The organism is Shewanella sp. SW1, from assembly GCF_025653545.1.
Taxonomy (GTDB): Bacteria; Pseudomonadota; Gammaproteobacteria; order Enterobacterales; family Shewanellaceae; genus Shewanella; species Shewanella oncorhynchi.
Genome location: NZ_JAKKSG010000010.1, coordinates 124,549 through 148,997 on the forward strand (window position 1 = coordinate 124,549; position 24,449 = coordinate 148,997).

The window sequence follows — 24,449 nt, forward strand, 5'->3', positions numbered from 1 at the left end:
ATCAAACCTCAAGATTATCTTTATTTGATGATAGATAAGCCCCTTTGGGGCCACATATGTCACAATGGGGATCCCGCGTTAATATCGCCGCAGTCCATGAAAGTGATTTAGCGTCGAAGCGCCAAAAACGCCCCAACAAGGCACTTTTCGATTCATTACAACTATCCATATTCAACAAAAGTTGCATAGCCACCAAAGATTGCATTGACGCCATCACGCCCACGCTCGGACCAAGTACGCCTTGGGTACTGCAGCTCTGTGACACTCTCGTCTGTGCGGGGAAAATACAGTGATAACAACCACCAGAGGGGAACTGCACTTGATCGACTGCAAACAATTGGCCGCTAAATGCTGCGATTGACGCGCTGACTAAAGGTAAAGCAGCTTCGATACTGCTGCGATTAATGGCTTGGCGGGTCGCAAAGTTATCAGTGCAGTCAAGCACGAGCCCTCTTTTACCCTGTTGTTTTAATTGTAAAACCTCAGCGAAGTGATGAGCTGATGTCTCAGCACTAAATGCTGTTTCATGGGCAGTAACAGTGCACTGCGGCGCTAAGCCTTTGAGCTTTTGCTTGGCAACTCGCGCCTTATTGAGTCCAATGTCGGCATCGGTGAATAGCAATTGTCTTGGTAGATTCGAAACTTCAACCTTATCCATGTCGATTAAGGTCAAGTTGCCAATGCCAGCACAAGCCAGATACTGCGCCGCCAATTGCCCTAAGCCGCCAAGCCCTACAATAACAACGCTGGCGTCGACCAATTGCAATTGCCCTGCCTCACCGACCTCTGGCAATAAGACTTGCCGAGAATAACGCATGAAATCTGAATCACTGAGTGTATGAGCGCTTTGTGTACCGTCGCAAAGAACCTCTGCGTGAGCAAGCGGTTGGTTTTTACTCATGCTTAGCAACCAACTCATGCTTTACAGCCAGTTCTTCAGACAAGCTACATTGCTCCCAAGCTTGGCTCAACTCTGCAAACGCTGCGACTGGATCCTGAGCCTCGGTTATGGCGCGCACCACAGCAATATTGCCCACCCCAGTGGCTTTCACCTTTGCCAGATTAGCTAAGTCGATGCCGCCAATGGCGACCAAGGGATAGTGGTCTTGGAGTAACGCCACATAATGTTTAAGTTTTGCGAGCCCTTGGGGCGCCGAAGGCATTTGCTTCGTCGTGGTTGGGAATATATGCCCAAGCGCTATGTAGGATGGCGAGTATTGATGCGCCAGTAGCAACTCAAAATAACTGTGGCTGGATACACCTAATGCGAGCCCAGCCGACTGAATGGCCGCTAAGTCGGTAACGGCGAGATCTTCTTGGCCTAAATGTACCCCAAAGGCATGATGCTTTATAGCTAACTGCCAGTGATCATTAATAAAAAGCTGAGCATTAAAATGCTTACCTAAGGCAATGGCCGTTTGAATTTGTGCTTCTAATTCAGAGCCAACCAACTCAGACTTACCTGACTCACATTTGCCTAAATCAGATTCGGCTAGCACTGCACTAGATAACTCGCTGATGTCGGTTTTTATCCGTAACTGCACGGTTTTAACGCCCGCAACTAACAAACTTTTCAGCATGGTTAAATCACTCACCACGGGATAAACACCAAGATCGGCATCGAGCACTTTAAAACCGTGGGCTGAAATGTATTGCGGCAGCGTCGAGGCTATTCTTACCTGAGCGGTTGCCTGATCTGTTGCAGATAAAACTGTTGCAACTAAATCACTTCTGACATCAAGATGTTGATTGAGGTGATGACTTATAAAATTGCCATCACACAGATTTATCTTGGCATAGCGGGACAAGTCATTGGGCCACCCCGTACGGGCCAACGGCCCTGGACCTTGCCCTAAACCAATCGCCGAGCTTAAGCCTTGACTCACATAGGCTTTTGCAACAACCACCGCATCTTGCAATACAAAACCCTGCGCTAACACGGCGGCAATGGCCGATGACAAAGTACAGCCGCTACCATGGTTATGACGGGTATTAACACGCTGACTTGCCAACCAGAAACGCCCATTTTGATGCAGCTCAGAGCTAGCGCGTACTTGATGGCAAACCAGATAATCCTCGGCAAGCTCAAAATCCCAGCCGTTGCTATCGAGAGTGCTAACATGAACGTTAGCCTGAGTTTGAGCATGAGTGTTATCGTGAGTTTTAGTATGAGTATCATCAAGAATATCAGTGCTGCCAAAGCTCACATCGCCCCCTTTAGCGAGCACATTGCAATCTAAACTTTGGGATAAAGCCTGTGCTGCAGCAACGAACTGCGATTTGGTCGAAACATCACTGTGAGTTAACCGCCCAAGTTCGAGCACGTTGGGCGTGATAAGTTCGATTAAGCCTCTGAAAGGCTTGAAATCTAAAGCTGATTTGGCCGTACTTTTTATATCCTGACTGTTATCTACTGCTAATGCATCACCACAACTGGCGACCATCACAGGATCGACAATCACAGGCACTGATGGATAGTGGATTTTAAAACTCGCGATCCAATCTGCCAGCAATGCGACTTGAGATTGATCTGCCAGTAAGCCGATTTTGATCGCTTTGGGTGGCAAGTCTGAAAGTAAAGTGGTCAACTGAGCCATTAACATCGCCGCAGATACGGGCTCGACTAAAGTGACCGCCACTGAGCTTTGCGCCGTCACTGTGGTGATCACGCTGCAACTGTGACAGCCCAAATCTTGAATCGTGGCCAAGTCCGCCTGAATACCGGCACCGCCGCCGCTGTCTGAACCGGCTATAGTCCAGACAAACGCGGGGCGCTCGGTATTCATGGGCAATTTCCCCCCATGAATACCCAGCATAATTAGGCTTCCTCAGCTTCGGCGACAAGCTTATCTTTTACCTGCTTGTCTATCACCTGATAGATCTCGGCGCCCGAGGCAGCAAATTGTGCCGATTTTAGCGCCATTGCCGCCTCCAACTCCTGCGGCGTCTTGATTGTGACTTGCATAGCTTGGGCAGCCGCTTCAACTTGCTCCGCCTTCGCTTGTGCCGCCTCTAAGCCAGCGGCATAGGCGCGAACATCTTGGGTGATTTTCATCGAACAAAATTTAGGGCCACACATAGAGCAAAAATGCGCGACTTTAGCGGATTCCTGCGGTAAAGATTCATCGTGATAAGCACGCGCGGTTTCAGGATCGAGTCCTAAATTATATTGATCTTCCCAGCGGAATTCGAAACGCGCCTTTGCCAGCGCATTATCACGAATTTGCGCACTCGGATGACCTTTCGCCACATCGGCGGCGTGGGCAGCAATCTTATAAGCAATCAAACCTTGCTTAACATCTTGTTTATTCGGTAATCCTAAATGTTCTTTTGGCGTGACATAACACAACATAGCGCAGCCGTACCAAGCGATCATGGCCGCACCTATGCCGGAGGTAAAATGATCATACCCAGGTGCGATATCGGTGATTTGTGGGCCAAGCGTGTAAAAAGGCGCTTCATCGCAGTGAGCTAACTGCTTGTCCATGTTCTCTTTAATGAGCTGCATCGGGATATGTCCCGGTCCTTCGATAATGGTTTGTACGTCGTATTCCCACGCGATTTTGACTAGCTCACCTAAGGTTTCAAGCTCTGCAAACTGGGCGGCATCATTAGCGTCGGCAATCGAGCCTGGACGCATACCATCACCTAAGGACAGGGATACATCGTAGGCGACGCAAAGCTCACAGATCTCACGAAAATGGCTGTAGAGGAAGTTTTCCTTGTGATGACTCAGGCACCATTTGGCCATGATTGAACCGCCGCGGGAAACGATCCCAGTAACGCGTTTAGCCGTCATCGGCACATAACGTAGCAGTACACCAGCATGAATCGTAAAGTAATCAACACCTTGCTCAGCTTGTTCAATCAAGGTATCGCGAAACACTTCCCAGGTTAAATCCTCTGCCACGCCGTTCACTTTCTCCAGCGCTTGATAAATCGGCACTGTGCCGATGGGCACTGGTGAGTTGCGGATGATCCACTCGCGGGTTTCGTGAATATAACGACCCGTGGATAAATCCATGACAGTATCTGCACCCCAACGGGTTGACCAGACAAGCTTTTCCACTTCTTCCTCGATGGAAGACGTCACCGCCGAGTTACCGATATTGGCGTTCACTTTCACCAGAAAATTACGCCCGATAATCATAGGTTCGGCTTCGGGATGGTTAATATTCAGCGGAATAATCGCGCGGCCACGGGCAACTTCGGCGCGGACAAATTCGGCGGTAATCGGTTCGCCGACTAAGGCACCAAAGGCTTCGCCCTTGGCTTTACGATTGAGGATTTCATCCTGTACTTGCGCAAGTGCCATGTTCTCGCGGATCGCCACATATTCCATTTCTGGCGTGATAATCCCTTGACGGGCATAGTGTAATTGACTGACTCGTTTGCCCTGCAGCGCTCTGCATGGGCGGACAATGGCACTCGAGCCAGCCTCAAAACGCAGATGATCTAAACCGTCGTCGGCAAGTCTTTGTTGGGTAAAGTCTGAGGTCGCGCAGGATAATTGCTCTGTGTCGTTGCGGGCTAGAATCCAGTTTTGTCTTAATTTACCAAGGCCTAGACGCACATTGATGTCGGCCTCAGGATCGGAATAAGGTCCGGCGCAATCGTACACGCGGATTGGCGGATTTTTTTCCATGATGGGCGCATCATCTGTGCCGCCGACCAAGGTGTCAGTCTGCAGAATTTGCCGCATGCCAACGCGAATATCGGCACTGGAACCCTCGAGATAAATCTTTTGTGAATTAGGATGTTGCAGTGGCGCTAGCGTATCGATAAAGGCTTGGGCCTGCGCACGGGTTTCGCGGCGACTCGGCGCCTGAGGCACGATTGATTGACTAGACTCAGTCGATTTATTAGGGATTGTCGATTCTGGCGCTGTGATTTCTATCGCACTGGCAGCTACAGCTGGGTTTGGGTTTGAACTGGACATAAGCAATCTCACGTTAAAAAATGGAGTTGCTTGTCTGGAGAATTGAGTTGTTGATAGCTGGGCATGGCAATCAATTTTTGTGGCCAACACTGGCTTCAAAAATTGAGTTACCCTGCTCAATAACGATTAAATCTAAACATTAAGGCTTAAAACACTGCTGAGTTAACAGGTGTTCAAGCCGTCTATTTTGGCGATTTAATGTGTGTTATTACGCTTGTTTCCTTCGCAGGTTTTAACCTGATCAGGTTCAACGGATCCCGAATAAACGGTCTCAGCCAAGAGGCACTCCGACAAGATGAGTGCGCAGTATAGACAGAAGCGGCAGCAACAAACAAGGAAAAAAGCAATTAAAAATCTTAACCACCAATCCAAAATAAAGATTCATAATTAATTGTTTTTAATTGATTAAATAAAATTAAACTAAAAAAGCTATAATTAGAATGAAAATAAATCATAAAAGAAAGTCACTATTTATGGGGTTTGAGCATCATTTTGTTTAATCGAGATTGAATGGCATCATCAATAACTTGATTGATTTTTTTGCCACTGCAGTTAATGGGAAAACCTAAATTTTCGGCGTTAGGATTAACTTGAGTGCCGACTTGTACCACGCGATAACAAGTATCCCCTTTACGCACAATACGATTTGGGTCTAAGGGTAAATCTAAACTCGTTGTGCCACCGAAATCATCGGCGTTAGGGACAAATAGCACCTCCATCTCTGGGCTCATTTCACTCATATTCGATTTCCGGGTGAACTTATCGGCCTGTTCAATGACGAGAGCATCGAGCGCTTGCTCGCGCTGACGTTCAAAATATTGCTGGGTGAATAAACTCATGCTTGAGCTTGTCGCTATTGTGCTCTCACCTTCTGCTGCGGGCGAACTCTTAGCGCCAAGCTGCGGCTTCATTTCTGTGGTATCAAGCGTATTAGTTGGTTTTTTTGCCGTCACTTCCGCGGGCTGTACTTCACTTTGGGCACTTGATTGAGTTTTCTTTGATTGAGATTGGCTCGATTGAGTGATGTTCGGTTTAACCGTATCTGGGTTCACTTTTTCCGACTCTACTTTTTCAGAGACGGCCTTTTCGGGTGCTATTGTTTCAGGCATGACCTTTTCAAGTATTGGCAGAGGCTTCACTTGAGTTTGAGGTGTGGGAACAATTGTAGGCGTAACAGAACTTGTCGCTTCAGTCTTATCCTCGGCCTTGATCTCAGTTTTGGACTCCGAGGTTTCGGCTTTCTCTACCGCGGGAGCATAAATAAAGTAAGCCTTGATCGCTGTCACTTTAGGGCCACGGCTTTCTGTTTCAGTTAATCCAAAGGGATTTAACTGCGGGCGCCACAAAATGCAGATAAGTAAAAATAAACACGCATGCACTAAGAGCACAAAAAATAACAAACTGAATCCTTTGAAATACGGCTGACGAGCACGCAAAACGGATCCCGTCCCCAATCCCTGAGCACTAGTTTGTATCGTCCTAAACAGTTCAGGTTTGGATTCAGATTCAGCAACCAATTTATCTTGATGTTGATCTTGATGTTCAGCATGGATTTCTTGCAGTACCAAATCTTGGGCTTGCTCTTGGTCTATAGATTGGGTGCCATGCTCAGTGACTAAAAGGCCTGCACCGCTATTGAACGCTGACGGCTCGGCATCAGTGGTAAAAACAGGCGTTTGAGCAGTATCCAGATCACCGAAGTGATGATCAAATGCAATAAAAGACTCACCTTCTGGCGATGTGACCGAAAAAAGCAAAGCACTATCAGCATCATCTCCAATCGCTATCGCTGTAGGAGATGCTGTCAATAAAGGCGCGGCCTTGGGTTGATGTTGAAAAGGCAAAATCCATCCTTAGGTTTTGTATAGTATCCATTGATTTCAATGATGCTTAACGTGGAACGATTACACTCTAATCAATATCAATCCAATATCGGGTTGGTGAATATTGAAAGCGAATTACCCAATAATTGCATTTACTTACGAGTGCTCAACGCAGATTAGAGGAGGCAAACAGAGCAAAGTTCAATGCGAATGCAACCTGCTACAAGCACAGTACTTTACGCCAGTGCTTGATAAGTCACTTGCCAGTTAAGACAAATAAGGCTGGGAATTGGGATCATAATCGCGCTAAATTGAATGTTAAATCTCACGTTTTGAAGCGAGTAGCATCATCAATGCGATGCACTGATGGGAGTGCAAGACAGCATTAAAAATCTAAAAGATGAAAAATAGAAGCCAACCATAAATTTAAGCTTACAAGTGTACGCTTAAATATGGTGATTTATTTTTCTAACTGATAGACTCAGTCATTATCGTTTACGAGTGTGTATCTACCATGTCGAGTCAAAGTGTTACCGAACAGCCAAACACAGTTAAAAACCTGGTAAAATCTGGACCATATAGTATCAAAGAAGAGATCGCTAACAGTGTATCCCATGGCCTAGGTGTCATTGCGGGGATTGTGGCATTGGTGCTCATGCTGCTTAAAGGTCAAGATCACCTAACGCCAATTCAACTTACGGGCGTAACCATTTATGGTGCGAGCATCATAGTGCTTTTCCTATGCTCGACGTTATATCACAGCGTTAGCCATTCAGGCTGGAAACATAAACTGAAGATCGCCGATCACTGCGCTATTTACTGTTTAATTGCAGGAACTTACACACCTTTGATGCTGATAAGCTTACAAGGCACGCAGTCGATAGTGATTTTAACGGCCATTTGGTCGCTTGCAATTGGTGGGATCCTATTTAAGACGTTATTTATTCACAAATTCAAAAAGTTAAGCCTAGTGTTGTATCTCGCTATGGGTTGGCTATGTGTTACTGTGATGGGCGATTTAACGGCGGCGATGTCAGAGGTAGGCTTTAATCTATTAATCTTAGGCGGGTTATTTTACACCTTAGGAGTTGTGTTCTACGTCGGTAAACGCATTCCATTCAACCATGCCATTTGGCATTTGTTTGTGCTCGGCGGTGCCATGAGTCACTTTCTGTGTATATATCTGACTGTTATTTAAATGACTATGATTTAACTGATGGTAATATAACTGGCTCTGATTTAAATGACTGTGACTTAACAGATGGTGATTCAGCTGGCTCTGATTTAAATGACTGTGATTTATCTATGGGTCAAAGCTAAAAGTCGTTAATTATCTATTCATGCACTTCCTCGAACACTCTCTCAAACACTGCAATCAAGTACGGCTATTCAATTCAGTAAACAGCGACGCTAATAGCGTCGCTTGTTCTTCTCTGCCACACTGGCGCCAAAGCGCAATAATACATTCTGCAGTACACAAACCCCCTTCTTGCTGATTACGCCGCAATATAAAGGCGGATTCTGGCATAAGTGGCGGCAAACTGACTCGTGCGGCTGTTTTAAGATAGGGGCTCTGGCGCAGCATCTTACGTGCCTCCTGCCAAGTCGCATCTAAAATCACCACTTGGCTCGGCATTCGTTGTGCTGCTATGACTGTGGATTGCGCAGGCACTAACAAGGCTTGTGCGTTCGAGAGCGCTGGCTCAGCTAAGGGGTTAATATCAGTGGGCATAGCAAACTCAGTATCACTTGCAGGAAACAACAGCTTGGCTTGCTGCGATGCCAACATAGCCACTAAATCGTTATCAGGTGCCGTTCTCGACCAGACGATGCTTTTCACCTCTTCAGGGAATGCGGCTAACGCGAGTTGGCCAGTATTCGTTTTGCGGGTTAACTCGCGCTCGTGGGTCAATAAAATAATCTGCATTGCCTTCCTTGCTGCGGCAAAAGAATGAGAAATAACATTAAACATCTAGCGATTTTAGGAACAGGCTCGAAGCAGTATCAGCTTAAAAGATCAGGTTAAAATAACGACGTTTAATCGCCAACCAAACCCTGCTCACTCAGTTATGTGTGAAATAAAATCATATATTAAACACATGATTTAAAAATGATAAAACTTACAAACATTCCAACACTATCTGTTTTAGCAGAAAAGTTTCACGTTCTATTGATTGGCCTTTATGGGGATGATTACGCTGAATATCTTCATTATGGGCGATAGCTTGATGAATATTGAGCCATTGAGGTCGCATGCCATTTTTAATCTCATGGGCTTCTAATCGAGTCTCACCTAAACCACGCTCGCCCAATGTGATGTCAATACGGCACACATAACAGAATGACTCCATGTGCACTACATTCGCTCCTTCACGGTACCAAGGTCGAAACTCTTCATAGCGACCAAAAGGGGCTAACACTTGAATGTCTAAGGCACCGGTTTCTTCCTGTAGCTCGCGGATCAGTCCATCTTCGAGACTCTCGCCATCATCAATTCCGCCTCCGGGTAAGCTGTAGTCGCGGTATTTTTGGGTATAAAGTAGCAAAATGTCTTCACCCGATAACACTATCGCGCGGGCAGCTCTGCGATAAAAAACGCGTGCCGTCTGTAGGTTAACCGCTGGATCTTGGGTGGTTCTCAATAAACGCATAGTCGTAGCCATTTGCCGAAAAGGAGTCGCAGCATAAACGAAAATGTGCCAAATGCAGATCAAAAACTGTAGCAGAGGCAATAATCACACTCAGTCCAGTCCGAGTGATTGATAGGTTTTAGCGATTAGACTCTTGATTATTAAAGGCTTAAGCTAAAATCGTTTTGCCCATGATGTTAAGATCGCGATGCATCAGCTCTTTCGCCTGATCCTCATCGTAACTGCTCATCTTTGGTTCTCATCTTAGTTCTCAGCGTAATCCCCAAGCGGCAAAAATGCTCAAGCGCATTCAAACTCACTATGCTCACTTAAGAGCTGGGCCAATTGCTGCTGATAGGCATCAATAATCGCTGGTGTTTGCTTATGCGTGGGCATGCGTTGGTAATGACCAATCACCTGCGACAAATAACGCTGCGCTCGCGGCAAACTTGCTTCATCTAGCATCTGCCACATTAACGAACCCGTAGCACTGATAGGCAGAGCATTTGGAGCCGCGATTGTACTGACATGGAGGATTTCGTAGAAACGTTGATTCTCTTCCAATAAGAGTTCCGACTTGAGCCCTAGCCCTAAGGCCGAAAGTGATTGCCTGACATAATAATTATGATGCACGGGACACAAAATAAATTCGAGGTACCGCTGTGGGTGCAGGGCTAGAATTGCCCGCACTAAGTCCACCAGCAGTTCACCACCCACACCAGCGATGATGATCAACTGTTTATCCTTGTCACTGGTTTGCACGAGCGGTAAAGCCGCAACATCAAGGCAATGCACTTGCCACTGAGTATCACGACTTAAATTTGGGTCTATGTCCGGGTTTAAGTGTGGATCTAAGTTTGGATCTAAGTGTGAATTTAGGCCTGATATGTCAGCGGGGAAGAAACGCTGCAAACGCACTTCAAGCGCCTGCATCAGCGAAGGGACACAATCGACAAAGTGTACATGGCGGGCAGCGCTCCTTTCTAGCAACAGCATACCGAGCAAACCATGATCGCAGCAGCAATCCCAAATATGGTCGTAATGACCACTGATCATGCTGTTTATCTGTTGTAAACGTTGGCTAATTTTCACGGTTTGACCTTACTACTGCGGCTCCAAATACTGTAAATCCCACTGTAAATCCCACGCTAAATTGCATTTTTAAGCAAAAAGAAAGCGCGCAGTTTACCCGAGTCAAAAGCAAACCACATCTTTTGTTCGTGCTCTCGCAGTGCTTCACGTCACGTCTGTTACGCCACGCCTTAATATGGTGAATACGTATGCAGGCCGTTGCGATTAAAAAGCCATCGCCACTAGTATGCTGTGAGTCACATTCATTATAAAAACAAGGATCAAGGAATGTTCATCAAGACCAACCCTATTCAGTTCACTCGCAGCGACTTAACTGCCCGTCACGTAACAGACTGCCACTTAACAAACAGCCACACTCGCCAGAGCTCATCGCGACAAAAACTATCACAAGCGCTATTAAGCCCTACAGCCATCGCCCTTGCTGTCACGAGTCTTTTTAGTGCCAACGTATTTGCTAAAACCGTTACCGTCAGCTCACCCAACCAACAAATTCAAATCAGCTTGAGTGACGATACTGGTCGCCCCGAATATAAAATCGATTTTCGCGGCAAGACAGTCATAGAACCGAGCCGCTTAGGCTTAGTTTTTCAATCCCTTGGTGAACTCGGTCAAGGATTGCAGATTAACAGCAGCGAGAAAAAAAGTGCCGATGACAAGTGGCAACAACCTTGGGGCGAGCAGGAATGGATCCGCGATCAGCACAATCAACTGACCGCAGTATTAAGCAACGGCAAGGTGCAACTCGAAGTCGAGTTTAAAGCCTTTGACGATGGTATTGGCTTTCGCTATCACTTAGCCCAACAAGCCGCCCTTCCCGCGAATTCGCCGCTCTCAATCACAGACGAGTTAACCGAGTTCAATGTCGGCCAAGCCGATAAAGCCACCGCTTGGTGGATCCCTGCCCGCGGTTGGAATCGCTACGAATATTTGTATCGCACCACAGCGCTGAAAGAAGTCGATAGAGTCCACACGCCTTTCACCTTTAAACTCGCAGATGGAACGCACTTAAGTATCCACGAAGCTGCCTTGGTGGACTTTGCCGCCATGACCTTAGATCAACAGCGCGATGGCAAACTTAAGGCGGATCTCACGCCTTGGTCAGACGGTATTCGCGTCAAAACCCAAATGGGTTTTTATACGCCGTGGCGCACCATTCAAATTGCCGACAAAGCAACTGGGCTGCTCAATTCGCACCTCATCCTAAACCTCAATGAACCCAATAAACTCGGCGATGTTACTTGGGTAAAACCAGGGAAATACATCGGTATTTGGTGGGGAATGCACTTAAACGAAAATACCTGGGGCTCGGGCCCAACCCATGGCGCAACCACCAGTGAAACAAAGCGTTATATGGATTTCGCCGCTAAATATCAGTTTGATGGTGTACTGGTAGAAGGTTGGAATGAAGGTTGGGACGGCGACTGGTTCCACAATGGCGATCAATTTAGCTTTACCAAGGCCTATGCTGATTTCGATCTGCCCGCCATCACAGCCTACGGAGCAAAACAAAATGTACGTTTAATCGGCCACCATGAAACCGCAGGTTCAGTCACGCATTATCGCGATCAAATGGCTGATGCCTTCGCCCTGTATGAGCAGCATGGTGTTACTCAAGTCAAGACGGGCTATGTCGCCGATGGTGGCCAAATCAAGCGCATCGATGACAAAGGCATTACCCGTCACGAGTGGCACGACGGCCAGTTTATGGTCGGTGAGTATTTGCACAATGTCACTGAAGCAGCGAAACACCACATCAGCATCAATACCCACGAGCCGATCAAAGACACAGGCCTGCGCCGAACCTATCCGAACTGGATCTCCCGCGAAGGTGCCCGCGGCCAAGAGTACAATGCTTGGGGTAGCCCACCAAACAGCCCTGAACATACGGCCATGTTACCCTTTACCCGCATGCTTGCGGGTCCAATGGACTTTACCCCAGGGATTTTTGACTTAGCGCCCAAAGGGTTGGATGCAGAAAATCGTGTGCAAACCACATTGACCAAACAGCTCGCCTTGTACGTTGTGCTCTATAGCCCAATCCAAATGGCAGCGGATCTGCCGCGCAATTATGAAAAGCACTTAGATGCCTTCCAATTTATCCGTGATGTGCCCACAGATTGGTATCAAAGTGTCGCGCTGGCCGGTGAAGTCGGTGACTATGTGGTCTTTGCTCGCCAAGCGAAGGATCAAAATGATTGGTACTTAGGCGCACTCACGGATGAAACCGCACGCAAGGTCACGGTCAAACTGGATTTCCTCTCCCCGAATAAACGTTATCAAGCACAAATTTACCGCGATGGCGCAAAAGCCGATTGGAAAACAAATCCCTATGATTATGTGATTGAAACAAAAGAGGTGAGCGCTAAAGATAGCCTAAACCTCGCACTCGCCAGCAGTGGCGGTACAGCAATAAGGTTCAAAGTGCTTTAGGTTTAGTGCTTTAACGGCTTTGTTGCGAGCAACAAAGCCGCTATAAACAAAAGTCACACCATAAAGAAAGGGCACTAAAAAGCGCCCTTTATGTTTACTGTGACACGATTAGTTTAACGTCAGCGCCACTATTTTAAGTGGATGATTGTCATCGAACGAAGGGAAATCCTCATGGGGATCGAGCCAAGTGTACGTAGTGACTGTACGGCCTTGTTTTTCAACGCAGCGCACTAAACTGTCGAACCATGCTTGGCGCTCGACTTTCGCCACATTGTTACAGCAAACGATAGTGCCACCGACTTTGGTCGCCATTAATGCGGGCTTAAACAAACCTTGATAATCATTAACCAAATCGACAATACCAAAAGCACTCTTGGCATAACGCGGCGGATCGAGGAACACCAGATCAAACTGGGTTTGCGCCAATTTGGGATAACTCGGTAATTTTTGATTGCGACGCCCTCCCACACTCAAGCCTGCCAATTGGCGCAATGCCGGAAACGCATCACTCTGCACAAACTCACATACATTCGACACCTGATTTAACGCCGCATTCGCTTTGCCCGTCGCTAAAGCAAAAGAAGAAAAATCAACATTCATCACCTGAGTCGCGCCGCCGATAGCTGCCGCAGTACCAATGCCGCAGGTGTAGGAAAACAAATTCAGCACAGTTTTATCTTGGCTGTGTGCCCGCACATATTCGCGGCCAATACGCATATCGAGGAATAACAGCGGATCTTGTCCTTCGTGGCGCAGTTTAGTGCTGAACTTGATGCCATTTTCCTGCATTACTCGCTCAGAACTCGCAATCTCTGTCAGTGCGGGAGATAAGGCATTCAATACACGGGAATGGCCTAATGAACGATCGTTATACACTATCGGCAAATCGGCCTGTTGCAACAAAACAGTGCCGACATCAACCAACTCTTCGTCGGTTAAGGTCTGATGAAAACTCTGCACTAGCCAAGTATCGCCATAACGGTCGATATTCAAGCCACTGACGCCTTCGACTGTGCCATGGAACACCCGAAAACAATCGGTTTGATCCTGTTCTGCTTGTTGTAAAAAATCATGGCGTTTCGCCAGAGCCGTCGATAACAGCGTTTGAATAGACATAAAAAGCGGGACTCGCGCAGCGGAAACCTGCGTAAGGTTTCAAGAGGGAAAACGGCATAATACCAAACTAGGTCGCAGAATATCGGAAAAGTTCGCCCCGAAAACAGCATAAACACCGACTAACACCCAAATGGGGGGAACTCTATGTCCCCCAACCCGCCAAGCCTGTTATAACCAAGTGCACGGAATAATTTTCAAACAAAGATGTAGGTTAAATCACTTCAAGCAACGGCTCTAACCCTGGCGCCGTTTTAGTCGGCACAAACTCTATCACCTCAAACTCAGCGACATCGGCAATGCAGAAAGGATCTTGCTGCAAAATAGCCTCTAGCGCCGCGCGACTTTCAGCCTTGGCGAGGATGACGCCACCGGTACGTGGCACCTTACGACCCGAGGCGACAAAAGTCCCTGCGGCATAATACTCATCAAGATAAGCAATATGGGCGGCTAAATGTAACTCCACTTCTGCAATTGGCTTTTTATAGGTAAGCGAGACAACAAACATAGGGATCCTTTAATCAACTGAAAAAATTTAAAATAATCGAACGAAAAACACTTAATCTGGCGATCATCATAAGCTAAGTACCTATCTGATCCCACCATATCTAGGCTGGCTATTATCATAGTGCAGAGTGCGCGACTTTCGAGTCAAGCTATCGGCATCCGTACTGGATATTGATTGCATGCTGACTCTGATTAAGTGCATTGAACTCGCCGTCAGTTATGCTGCGGTTGATTTTATCACTCAGTTAACATCCGCAATAACAATACCCTTTTTTCTAAAAAATAATGCAATGACTGATCATCAAGTATTCCAACAAGATTAGAGAGTTATTTGAGCATTCCAGCAAGCCTATGACTATTGATAAACCGTCTAGATGCGTTACACCTATGTTTCCATCCAGTTACTAAGCCATGATGAATACGTATGTAAGCAGTTGTGCAAAAATCTACGCCGAGGCTACTATAAATCCGCTCGTTTCACCCTCTGCTTGTGGGGTTTGAAATCTGTGAGGTCGTTTCTGATAGGGTTATATACAAGGATTGCTATCAGGCTTAAGTTCTTTCTGCTGACTGGCTTTAGGCCACTCACTTGGGCTAACCCCTTTGAATTAAGGTGTTAGCCCAAATTTGAAATGAATTTATCGGCGAATATGCTTCTGAGGGAGGAGTATATTCGCCATTTTTTCACAGAGTACACTCATTCATGGCATGCGCGAAACTACCATGAATAAGCCATGAATCTGACTCTTAGCTTTTATTGTATGCTCTTGGCTGTGATGAAATAGCTCACCACATAAAAGCAAAGTACAGTGCCAATCCATTGCTAGGCAAAACAATTAAAACAATAAGCACTCAAGGCAGAACGACTGCCGGCAACAGAAAGGAAGTTCAATGTCTGCGAATTACCAGCAAGATCCCCATCAAGCCGCAGCGCCTCAGTTGCCGCATGCATTCAAGCAACAACCTGAGTTGAGTTTCTGGCAAATTTTTAATATGTGTTTCGGTTTTTTAGGCATTCAATTTGGGTTTGCCCTGCAAAATGCCAACGTCAGCCGCATTTTTCAAACCTTGGGGGCTTCTATCGATGAAATTCCCATACTGTGGATTGCCGCACCACTGACGGGTTTATTGGTTCAACCTATTATTGGTTATTTGAGTGATAACACTTGGGGACGCCTCGGCCGTCGTCGCCCCTATTTTTTGATTGGCGCGATTTTTACTACCCTTGCCATTTTTATCATGCCGCACTCGCCTACCCTGTGGATTGCCGCCGGCATGTTATGGATCATGGATGCCTCGATCAACATCGCCATGGAGCCGTTTCGCGCCTTCGTCGGTGACAATTTACCGAAAAGCCAACGTACTCAAGGCTATGCCATGCAAAGCTTTTTCATCGGTATTGGCGCTGTGGTGGCTTCGGCCTTACCCTATATTTTGACTCACTTTTTTGATGTTGCGAATACTGCACCAGCAGGTGAAATTGCCGATTCAGTACGTTATGCCTTCTATTTTGGCGGCACAGTATTATTGCTCGCGGTCACTTGGACTGTCGTATCGTCAAGAGAATATTCCCCTGAAGAATTAGCCAGCTTTAACGCAAAACAAGTCAATGCTGAAGATCAAACCTTAGCCCGCACTCGTACCCGCAAGGATTATCAATTTGCCTCCTTCGTGTGGATGGGTCTCGGCGCCCTGCTCACCTTCACTATTTGGGCGCAGGATTTAGATAAACAACTGTATATCTTAAGCTTAGGGATTTTCGCCTTTGGCCCATTACAACTATATTGCGCGCTGCGTTTGGGCAATTCACAACCCGCTGAACGCAATAAGCTCGGCATGGTATTTAGCGTGGTCGATGACTTGTTCCATATGCCCAAAGCCATGCATCAACTGGCGATCGTGCAGTTTTTCTCTTGGTTCGCACTGTTTGCCATGTGGATTTACACCACTGCCGCCGTGACTTCTTACCATTTTGGCAGCAGCGATGTGTTGTCCCAAGCTTATAACGACGGCGCAGATTGGGTCGGCGTACTGTTCGCCTCCTACAATGGTTTTGCCGCCATTGCCGCGATTTTTATTCCTATGCTGGCTAAGCGTATTGGCATCAAGCTGACCCACACAGTCAATATGTTCTGTGGTGGTATAGGTTTGATTAGTTTCTTTTTTATTAAAGACCCAAGCCTGTTATGGCTGCCTATGATAGGTGTCGGTATCGCGTGGGCGTCAATTTTATCTGTGCCCTACGCCATGTTGTCGGGCATGTTACCCCCGCAAAAAATGGGCGTTTACATGGGGATTTTTAACTTCTTCATCGTGATCCCGCAGCTTCTTGCCGCCAGTGTGCTGGGTTTAGTGCTCAATGGTCTGTTCGATGGTCAACCTATTTATGCACTGATCACAGGTGGCGTCTTGATGATGTGTGCAGGCATTGCCGTATTATTTGTCGACCAAGACATTGTCGAACAAAATAACTCAAATAATCAAAGTGAAGCGATGAACCGCAAGACCCACTTAATCACGAAAGCCACAAGCAAATTAACACATAAAAGTTAGCTCTTTATAACAGCGATACACATTAGGCGACATGCAGCAATGCATGTTAAGCGCGGTGAATTCGGTCATTTGGCTAATCACAGCAGCATAAAATATCTTTATCAATTTCAATCACTATAAAAATAAAACCATTATTTGGGGAGAACGAGATGGAATCGAGTCCTACGCCGCAGCAGGATCTGCACACCAACCAAAACCGTCACACACAAGCGTTAACAAGACGCAGCCGCCTAGCGCTTGCCGTCGCCGCAAGCCTATTGGGGATAATAGGGTTAGCGGCCTGTTCACCCACGTCGAATTCAGCAACAACTGCCACAAGTGTGAATGCCGCGCCAAGTGTGCAGCGGGTTGCGCCCGGCGCACCGGGTAAAGCACCGACTTGGGCATTTTCGGGTAAAACTGGTATTGGGACGTCTTACGAGCCTTATACCCAAGGTCAATATCAAGATGCCAAGCAAAATCCCATTAGCCGCGTTTGGTTCTCCCTCGCCCAAGGTATTTTAACCGAAACCATGTATGGTCTTATTCACAATGCGCAGCTCAAAGAACTGCAATTTGTGATCACGGGGAATGGCTTTGTCGATACCGAAAAAGAGAACACCATCAGCAGCATAGAATATTTAGATACAGATGCTAACGGTCGCCCACAATCTCTTGCCTATAAAATTATCAATAAAGATGTTGAAGGTAAGTATCAGATTGAAAAGCATATCTTTACCGATCCCGACCGCGACACTTTGATGATGCGTGTCACCTTTACCGCCTTTGAAGATGGCATTACACCGCATTTGTATGTCAATCCGCATATCGACAATGCGGGCGCCAATGATATCGGCCGCATCGACACTCATACTGACAGTCATGCCAACACTCATGCTAATAATCAGGCGCTGGTGGCCTATACCGCCGCCAAAGACAGTAGCGTAATGACGGTAAAATCCGATCTGAATTTTGTGCAGGCTACGACTGGCTTTGTCGGTGTCTCCGATGGCCTAGCCGATTTGGCCGATAACGGCAAACTCGATACGCCCTATCAAACGACCAGTGCGCAAGATAAATCGACCGTTGGCAATATCGCCTTTACCGCGAGTTACCCTACGCTTATCAAAGCCAAACCCGTCACTTTTAATCTCGCCATCGGTTTTGGTAAAGATGAAACACAGAGTTTAGCCAATGCCGATGCCAGCTTAGCCGCAGGTTATGATGCTGTGCTCAGCAAATACAACACCGGCTGGCACGATTACTTAAACTCACTGTCCGCCATTGCTAACATGGCTAACAACACCACAGATAGCGGCAAGCTGCTGTATACCAGCGCTATGGTCTTGAAAGCGCAGGAAGATAAAACCTATGCGGGCGCACTTATCGCCTCGTTATCTAATCCTTGGGGCGATACGGTTTCGGCAGCCGTGCCGAGCACTGGCTATAAAGCGGTATGGCCGCGCGACTTTTACCAATGCGCCATGGCATTCCTCGCCATGGGTGACACGCAAACGCCCAAAGTGGCCTTCGAATACCTGAAAAAAGTGCAAGTGACCGAAAAGACGCCCGGCTTTACGGGTACGCCCGGTTGGTTCCTGCAAAAGACCCATGTGGATGGCCAAATTGAATGGGTCGGCGTGCAGCTCGATCAAACCGCCATGCCTATCATGCTCGGCTGGAAACTCTGGCAAGCGGGCGTACTCACCCCTGATGAGATCAGTCACTGGTATCAAGAGATGCTCAAAGGTGCAGCGGACTTTTTGATCAGCGGCGGTGACGTCAATCTGGATTGGAATCACACTCAAATCACCCCACCTAAAACTCAGCAAGAACGTTGGGAAGAACAAGCGGGTTACTCCCCCTCAACAACGGCTGCCGTGATCGCCGGTCTTGTTGCCGCGAGTGAAATTGCCAAAGAAGCTAAAGATATTACTTCAAGCGCCCGTTATCTTACCGCCGCCAAAGACTTAAGTAATAGTTTAGAAAAACACTTAGTCACCACCCAAGGGCTATTGAAAAACAGCGCAGATGTCAGCGCGCCTTACTATTTACGTTTAAGCCCGAATGGCGAGCCAAACACTAGCGATACACTGGCGGCAAATAACGGTAAGCAAGGTTTAGATCAGCGTCAAATCCTCGATGGCGGATTTTTAGAACTAGTGCGTTATGGCGTGCGCGGTGCAACCGACAAGCTCATCAATCAAAGCCTTCAACTGATTGATAATACAGAGCTTGAGCACAACCTACGCATAAAATACGAGTTTACCGCCAAAGATGGCAGCACTATCCCAGGCTTTAGACGTTATGGCAACGACGGCTACGGTGAGGATACGGTTTCTGGCAAGAACTATGCGGAATCGGGCAGCAACAGCGCCGATCAACGCGGCCGAATCTGGCCCTTCTTCACCGGCGAGCGCGGTCATTTTGAATTAGCACTCGCCCAAGCAAAAGGCGAGCTAACTGGCAATAATGCCAAGCAAACCAAGCAGCTCTTGATCAACACCTATGTGCAAGGCATGGAAACCTTTGCGAATGCGGGCATGATGTTACCCGAGCAAGCGTGGGACGGTGTCGGCGACACCACCCGTTATCATTACCAACTCGGACAAGGCACCAACTCTGCCACACCGCTTGCCTGGACCCATGCCGAATACATCAAACTGGTGCGCTCAATGACCGATGGCCAAGTCTGGGATTATTACCCTATCGTCCCAGCGGCATTGAAATGACAAGTTGAAATAGCCGATTAAAATAGCGCATTAGCTTAACGATACTTTGATAAATTGCAGGCTAGAACAGCATCCTAGATATTGTTCTAGCTTTTTTATAGACGGTTTTATCATGCCTGATTTAGCTCGCGCTTTTCATAGGCTTATGCTGCGGGTAATCTTGCGGCGTGCAACCAAATTGCATTTTAAAGGCGGCACTGAAACTGCTGACGCTCAGATAACCTAGACTATGGGCCACCATAGTCGTGCTCTCCCCTTGGCTTAAGCTCTCAAGCGAATTTAACAAACGAAATCTTTGCCGCCATTGTCGATAAGTGAGCCCAGTTTCAGCTTTGAATAGTCGCTCAATCGTTCTCACACTCGCGCCGCCCATTTCGGCTAACTCGGTCAGTGAGTAACTCACTTTTGGGTGTCGGATCAGTGTTTGGATCAAGCGGCTGAGTCTTGGATCTGAGCCTGCGGGTAAATGGGCATCCAGACTGTCCAGAGTTTGGAGCTCATCGATGGCAACCAAACCCAGCTGATGCAGTTGTCCACTGTCCATAAGATGTGAACTTTCACAAAGTTTAAGCACTAATTCGCGCATCAGCGCTGTCATAGTCACCATCACCACTTGCGTATCCTGTGGCCTAACGCCATAGCTAGGGTCAATATAAATATTGCGAGTATGTGCGTGGGTTTCACTGTTCACTTGATGGGGCAAATTGCAAGGGATCCAAACGGCATGGGTTGAGGGTACCACCCAGACGGCATTTTCACTGCGAACACGTAACAAACCTTTGGCGGCCCAAAGTAGCTGACCCCGCGGGTGCGAGTGAGGCTCGATACCCGCTTCCGCCGCCATATTGCGAGTATGGGTCAGTACGGGCCGATTGGCATCTATGATAAACGCCGCATCACTGGGTGTTAACAATGTCGCTTTAGGAACATATTTTGACATATTACCCTCTTAAAACGCCAAACTAAGTCAGCTATCTTAGTAGGCATCTTTTACGTATTCAACCCAATAGGTCGGTAAACATGAAACGTTTTATTGGCGTTAAACAGCTAGCGTTTTTCAGTGCACTGTTGATCGCTACTTTACTTGCGCTTTTTCCGCTAAGTCAGCATCCCGCGGTGTTTTCCTACAGCGCAGGCGTAGTGTTAGTGACCTTGATGTTTTGGAGCACAGGTTTCTTCCCGCCCTTTATGGCGGGGTTAATCTTTTTTGCCCTTGCCACCATTTTTAAACTCATTGAGCCGAGTATACTTTTCTCCGGATTCGGCTCAACTGCGGTGTGGTTAATCATTTCAGGGTTTGTGATCGGCAGTGCCATCACTCAGTCTGGCTTAAGTCGCAGAATGGCCAGTTTGATTGCCCCCATACTGACCTCAAGTTATCCACGCTTGATTGCGGGTTTAGTCTTTAGTGCCATGCTGCTTGGCTTTGTGATGCCCTCATCCGTTGGCCGTGCTGTGGTCATGGTGCCAATTGGTATGGCGTTAGCTGAGCAAGTCGGTTTTGCTCGTGGTAGCCATGGACGGATAGGCATTGCGACCGCCTTGGCACTGGCGTGTAACATGCCCAGTTTTGCCGTATTGCCCGCGAATATTCCCAACATGATATTAGCGGGTTCCAGTGAGAATCTATTCAATATCCATTTTGGTTATACCGAGTATCTCTTATTGCATTTTCCAATCCTTGGCTTACTCAAATCAATATTGATTGTGGCGCTAGTCGTTTTCCTATTTCCTGCAAAAATTGATAACAACCAGCCTGAACGCGTTATTGAAAAAGAAGCTTATAACCTTGGTATGCAAAAGAAAGTTGCACTGTTACTGGCTATTACTTTGCTCTTTTGGGTGACTGACTCGCTGCACGGCATTAATCCCGCTTGGGTAGGATTAACAACGGCTATCTTGTTATTGCTCCCCAAATGGGGAGTGCTTGAGCCTAAGAGTTTTAATAGTTCAGTGGATTTGTCGACCGTCATTTTTGTCGCGGCAGCCTTAGGTCTGGGAGCATTGGTCAATCATTCCGGGCTCGGCACTGCGCTAGGTCAACTGTTCAGTGAATGGTTACCATTGCAGCAAGGGGCATCGTTCCTGAATTTTATGTCGTTATCGTTAATCGCGACGCTAACAGGATTAGTGGCAACGGTTCCAGGCGTGCCGACTGTGTTATCCCCCATGGCGGCAGACTTTGCCAATGCAACTGGCTTCTCCACCCCTGCGGTATTAATGACGCAGGTGATCGGTTTCTCAACCGTGATTTTTCCTTATCAGGTGGCTCCTTTGATTTTGGCGATGCAATTATCCCAAGAGCCATTAACTAAACTACTTCGCATCACCTTACCTCTAGCGGCAATAACTCTAGTTGCACTTATTCCACTGGATTATCTGTGGTGGCTATGGCTCGGTTGGATTAACTAAATTGCGTTAACTAAAGCGGGTTAACTAAAGTGCGTTAACTAAATTAAATTGACGAAACACTCACCCTTGGCGGTATTGACGCCGCCAAGGGTGCTTTAGAGCAGCCATCATCAATTGCTCAGCACTCGACAGCGCTTGGGTCGATAACATAACTCTCCCCACATAAATTCTTTCGATAAGCTTCATAGTTAGACTATACTGTTTATATGTACAGTATATTGTGATTTATTATGATGCTTCTAGGCCGCTTCGCCAAACATACCCAATATCAGCTCTCGTTATTTAGCTCCTTGATTACCGCAGGATTTCCGTCACCTGCCCAAGACTATGTAGAACAAACATTAGATCTCAATGAGTTATGCATCAAACACCCTGCCGCCACGTTTTTTGTCAAAGTCCAAGGGGATTCGATGATCGAAGCGGGGATTTTCTCCGGTGATATTTTGGTGGTAGATCGCTCACTACAGCCAGCCCACGGTGATACCGTTGTCGCAGCGGTGAACGGTGAGTTTACCGTAAAGCAATTACAGCTACGCCCTGTGGTGCAATTGCTACCACGTAATGCCTTATTCTCCCCGATCGCCATCAATGATGAGTCTGAGTTAAACATCTTTGGGGTAGTGACCAACGTGGTGAAAAAGCTCAAATGACGCCCTCACTATTCGCCCTCGTCGATTGCAATAATTTTTATGCCTCCTGTGAGCGGATGTTTAGGCCGGATTTGGTTGGCAAGCCGATTGTGGTGTTATCCAACAATGATGGCTGCGTCGTCGCCCGCTCCGTAGAAGCCAAACAACTTGGCATCAAGATGGCGGTGCCTGTATATCAAATAGCAAACCAACTCCGCCAGCATCAGGTTGCGGTATTCTCCTCCAACTATGCACTCTATGCCGACATGTCAAACAGAGTGATGACCACCTTAGAGCAAATGGTGCCAAAAGTAGAAGTGTATAGTATTGATGAAGCGTTTTTAGATCTTTCTCGTCTCGATAAATGCATTGATATTCATCAGCTTGCACTTGATATTTATCAACGAATACCACAGTGGATTGGGATCAGTGTTTGCGTCGGCATTGGACCGACAAAAACCCTCGCTAAACTGGCAAACCATGCCGCGAAACGTTATCCCGCGACGCGGGGCGTGGTTGACTTGCGCGACCGTGAACGCCAACGACGGCTGATGGCGCTTATCCCTGTCGACGAAGTCTGGGGAATAGGCCGTAGGCTTACAAAACGCTTGAACATCATGGGCATAAATACCGCGTTGCAATTGGCGGATGCGCATCCAAAGCTTATCCGCGAAACCTTTTCTGTCACCGTTGAGCGCACGGTACGCGAACTTAACGGCATTGCCTGTGATGACATACAAGAGGTCGCCGCCGCTAAGCAACAAATTATCAGCTCCCGATCCTTTGGCAGCCGTATTGATAATTTAGAAGCGATGCAACAGGCAATCAATGAATACACTTTTAGGGCCTGTGAAAAACTGCGCTCCGAGCGCCAGTACGCTAAAGCGATGTCAGTATTTGTGCGTACTAGCCCTTTTAGCGATGCAACTCCCCAGTACAGCAAATCGCTGTCGGGCAGTTTAGTTCGGCCCAGCAATGATACGCGGGATTTTGTCACCCTTGGCCAAAGCCTACTGCAACGCATTTGGCGTGAAGGTCATGCCTATGCAAAGGCCGGTGTCATGTTAGGGGATTTTTTTGGTGCTGGCGTGTTTCAGCTTGGATTATTCGATGACGTCACGCCTAGGCCTAAAAGCAAAGAGTTGATGCAGTTACTCGATAAAGTGAACCACAGCGGTCATGGAAAAATTTGGTTTGCAGGACAAGGTATTGACCCGACTTGGGGAATGAAGCGTGAGCAGCTTTCCCCTCGTTACACCACCCAATGGGCACAATTGCCCATAGTGAAATAATCAACAGAACCAGTGGCTAATGACCGTCTGCGAATCGCATTAATACTCTAAGCATTGGTTATTCAGTGAAGCTCACTCCACTCCTGACGATATTAATCAGAATAGGCTTATCGGCCTAAACCCATCTCACTAAGACTGTGCCAGCAAAACTCATCTCGCTTGGTAAAATAATTTTAACACCCAATATTTAACATTGAAAATGACAGGCAATGAACTCAGTAGAGAGACAACTAAGGCAATAAAGCAGACTTGCAAGTCTTCGCGATCTTAAAAAGATAAGCAAGGGCAAGCATGAGCTTGCCCTGAACGTAGATGCGG

Annotated in this window: 18 protein-coding genes and 1 riboswitch; of the genes, 8 read left to right on the forward strand and 10 right to left on the reverse strand. The window is 47.2% G+C overall.

The annotated features are described in order from the left end of the window. Position 1: 1 nt before the first annotated feature. The 4 genes from L5M71_RS10865 to L5M71_RS10880 all read right to left on the reverse strand — a co-directional run bounded on the left by L5M71_RS10865 (position 2) and on the right by L5M71_RS10880 (position 6,783). Positions 2-901 carry a HesA/MoeB/ThiF family protein gene (locus L5M71_RS10865; protein WP_263206737.1) on the reverse strand — a complete coding sequence of 300 codons (900 nt, stop codon included), beginning with the start codon at positions 899-901 and terminating at the stop codon, positions 2-4. Beyond that, positions 894-2,816, reverse strand: a complete 1,923-nt coding sequence (thiE, locus tag L5M71_RS10870; protein ID WP_263206740.1) for a thiamine phosphate synthase — start codon at positions 2,814-2,816, stop codon at positions 894-896. Before thiE ends, L5M71_RS10865 begins: the two co-directional genes overlap by 8 nt. A 2-nt stretch (positions 2,817-2,818) precedes the next feature. Beyond that, positions 2,819-4,939, reverse strand: a complete 2,121-nt coding sequence (thiC, locus tag L5M71_RS10875) for a phosphomethylpyrimidine synthase ThiC (RefSeq protein ID WP_263206743.1) — start codon at positions 4,937-4,939, stop codon at positions 2,819-2,821. A 201-nt stretch (positions 4,940-5,140) separates the two neighbouring features. Continuing rightward, positions 5,141-5,239, reverse strand: a riboswitch (TPP riboswitch). Between the two features lie 167 nt (positions 5,240-5,406). Then, a complete protein-coding gene (locus L5M71_RS10880) occupies positions 5,407-6,783 on the reverse strand; it encodes a hypothetical protein (RefSeq protein ID WP_263206745.1) in 1,377 nt (458 codons plus the stop codon). Positions 6,784-7,276: 493 nt separating this feature from the next. Between L5M71_RS10880 and trhA the strand changes: the two genes are divergently transcribed. Both trhA and L5M71_RS23130 read left to right on the forward strand, forming a co-directional pair. Then, entirely contained in the window at positions 7,277-7,960 is a 684-nt protein-coding gene (gene trhA, locus L5M71_RS10885) for a PAQR family membrane homeostasis protein TrhA (protein ID WP_131524085.1), read from the forward strand. Then, on the forward strand, positions 7,936-8,082 hold the full coding sequence (locus L5M71_RS23130; RefSeq protein WP_411568987.1) for a pentapeptide repeat-containing protein: 147 nt from the start codon (positions 7,936-7,938) through the stop codon (positions 8,080-8,082). Before trhA ends, L5M71_RS23130 begins: the two co-directional genes overlap by 25 nt. Before the next feature lie 55 nt (positions 8,083-8,137). On the opposite strand, the gene L5M71_RS10890 is transcribed toward L5M71_RS23130, so the two are convergent. The 3 genes from L5M71_RS10890 to L5M71_RS10900 all read right to left on the reverse strand — a co-directional run bounded on the left by L5M71_RS10890 (position 8,138) and on the right by L5M71_RS10900 (position 10,484). Continuing rightward, complete coding sequence (locus L5M71_RS10890) at positions 8,138-8,734, reverse strand: tRNA-uridine aminocarboxypropyltransferase (RefSeq protein ID WP_131524086.1); 597 nt, start codon at positions 8,732-8,734, stop codon at positions 8,138-8,140. A 148-nt stretch (positions 8,735-8,882) separates the two neighbouring features. Continuing rightward, positions 8,883-9,413, reverse strand: a complete 531-nt coding sequence (locus tag L5M71_RS10895) for an NUDIX hydrolase (RefSeq protein ID WP_131524087.1) — start codon at positions 9,411-9,413, stop codon at positions 8,883-8,885. A 279-nt stretch (positions 9,414-9,692) separates the two neighbouring features. Continuing rightward, positions 9,693-10,484: a tRNA (adenine(22)-N(1))-methyltransferase gene (locus tag L5M71_RS10900; RefSeq protein ID WP_263206748.1), complete on the reverse strand. Its 792-nt coding sequence runs from the start codon at positions 10,482-10,484 to the stop codon at positions 9,693-9,695. Positions 10,485-10,751: 267 nt separating this feature from the next. Here L5M71_RS10900 and L5M71_RS10905 point away from each other — a divergent pair, with 267 nt between their 5' ends. After that, the gene (locus tag L5M71_RS10905; RefSeq protein ID WP_263206750.1) at positions 10,752-12,914 is read left to right on the forward strand and encodes a glycoside hydrolase family 97 protein; all 2,163 of its coding nucleotides are present in this window, start codon (positions 10,752-10,754) and stop codon (positions 12,912-12,914) included. Between the two features lie 108 nt (positions 12,915-13,022). Here L5M71_RS10905 and L5M71_RS10910 read toward each other — a convergent pair whose 3' ends face one another. Next, entirely contained in the window at positions 13,023-14,030 is a 1,008-nt protein-coding gene (locus L5M71_RS10910) for a class I SAM-dependent rRNA methyltransferase (RefSeq protein WP_263206752.1), read from the reverse strand. A gap of 211 nt (positions 14,031-14,241) precedes the next feature. Further along, positions 14,242-14,535: a YciI family protein gene (locus L5M71_RS10915; RefSeq protein ID WP_198572268.1), complete on the reverse strand. Its 294-nt coding sequence runs from the start codon at positions 14,533-14,535 to the stop codon at positions 14,242-14,244. Positions 14,536-15,425: 890 nt separating this feature from the next. Here L5M71_RS10915 and L5M71_RS10920 point away from each other — a divergent pair. Both L5M71_RS10920 and L5M71_RS10925 read left to right on the forward strand, forming a co-directional pair. After that, positions 15,426-17,087 carry an MFS transporter gene (locus L5M71_RS10920; protein WP_263206754.1) on the forward strand — a complete coding sequence of 554 codons (1,662 nt, stop codon included), beginning with the start codon at positions 15,426-15,428 and terminating at the stop codon, positions 17,085-17,087. Positions 17,088-17,236: 149 nt separating this feature from the next. Next, positions 17,237-19,798 carry a glycoside hydrolase family 15 protein gene (locus L5M71_RS10925; protein WP_263206757.1) on the forward strand — a complete coding sequence of 854 codons (2,562 nt, stop codon included), beginning with the start codon at positions 17,237-17,239 and terminating at the stop codon, positions 19,796-19,798. Positions 19,799-19,919: 121 nt separating this feature from the next. Here the strand turns inward: L5M71_RS10925 and L5M71_RS10930 are convergent, their stop codons facing one another. Beyond that, the gene (locus L5M71_RS10930; protein ID WP_263206759.1) at positions 19,920-20,738 is read right to left on the reverse strand and encodes an AraC family transcriptional regulator; all 819 of its coding nucleotides are present in this window, start codon (positions 20,736-20,738) and stop codon (positions 19,920-19,922) included. Between the two features lie 80 nt (positions 20,739-20,818). On the opposite strand from L5M71_RS10930, the gene L5M71_RS10935 reads away from it, so the two are divergent. The 3 genes from L5M71_RS10935 (at position 20,819) to umuC (ending at position 24,131) form a co-directional block, all read left to right on the forward strand. Continuing rightward, positions 20,819-22,210 carry an SLC13 family permease gene (locus tag L5M71_RS10935; protein ID WP_263206761.1) on the forward strand — a complete coding sequence of 464 codons (1,392 nt, stop codon included), beginning with the start codon at positions 20,819-20,821 and terminating at the stop codon, positions 22,208-22,210. A 230-nt stretch (positions 22,211-22,440) separates the two neighbouring features. After that, positions 22,441-22,860, forward strand: coding sequence for a translesion error-prone DNA polymerase V autoproteolytic subunit (gene umuD, locus L5M71_RS10940; RefSeq protein ID WP_411568988.1), 420 nt, complete (start codon positions 22,441-22,443; stop codon positions 22,858-22,860). Continuing rightward, the gene (gene umuC, locus L5M71_RS10945; RefSeq protein ID WP_263206763.1) at positions 22,857-24,131 is read left to right on the forward strand and encodes a translesion error-prone DNA polymerase V subunit UmuC; all 1,275 of its coding nucleotides are present in this window, start codon (positions 22,857-22,859) and stop codon (positions 24,129-24,131) included. The genes umuD and umuC overlap by 4 nt, the downstream gene beginning before the upstream one ends. The last annotated feature ends 318 nt before the right edge of the window (positions 24,132-24,449 follow it).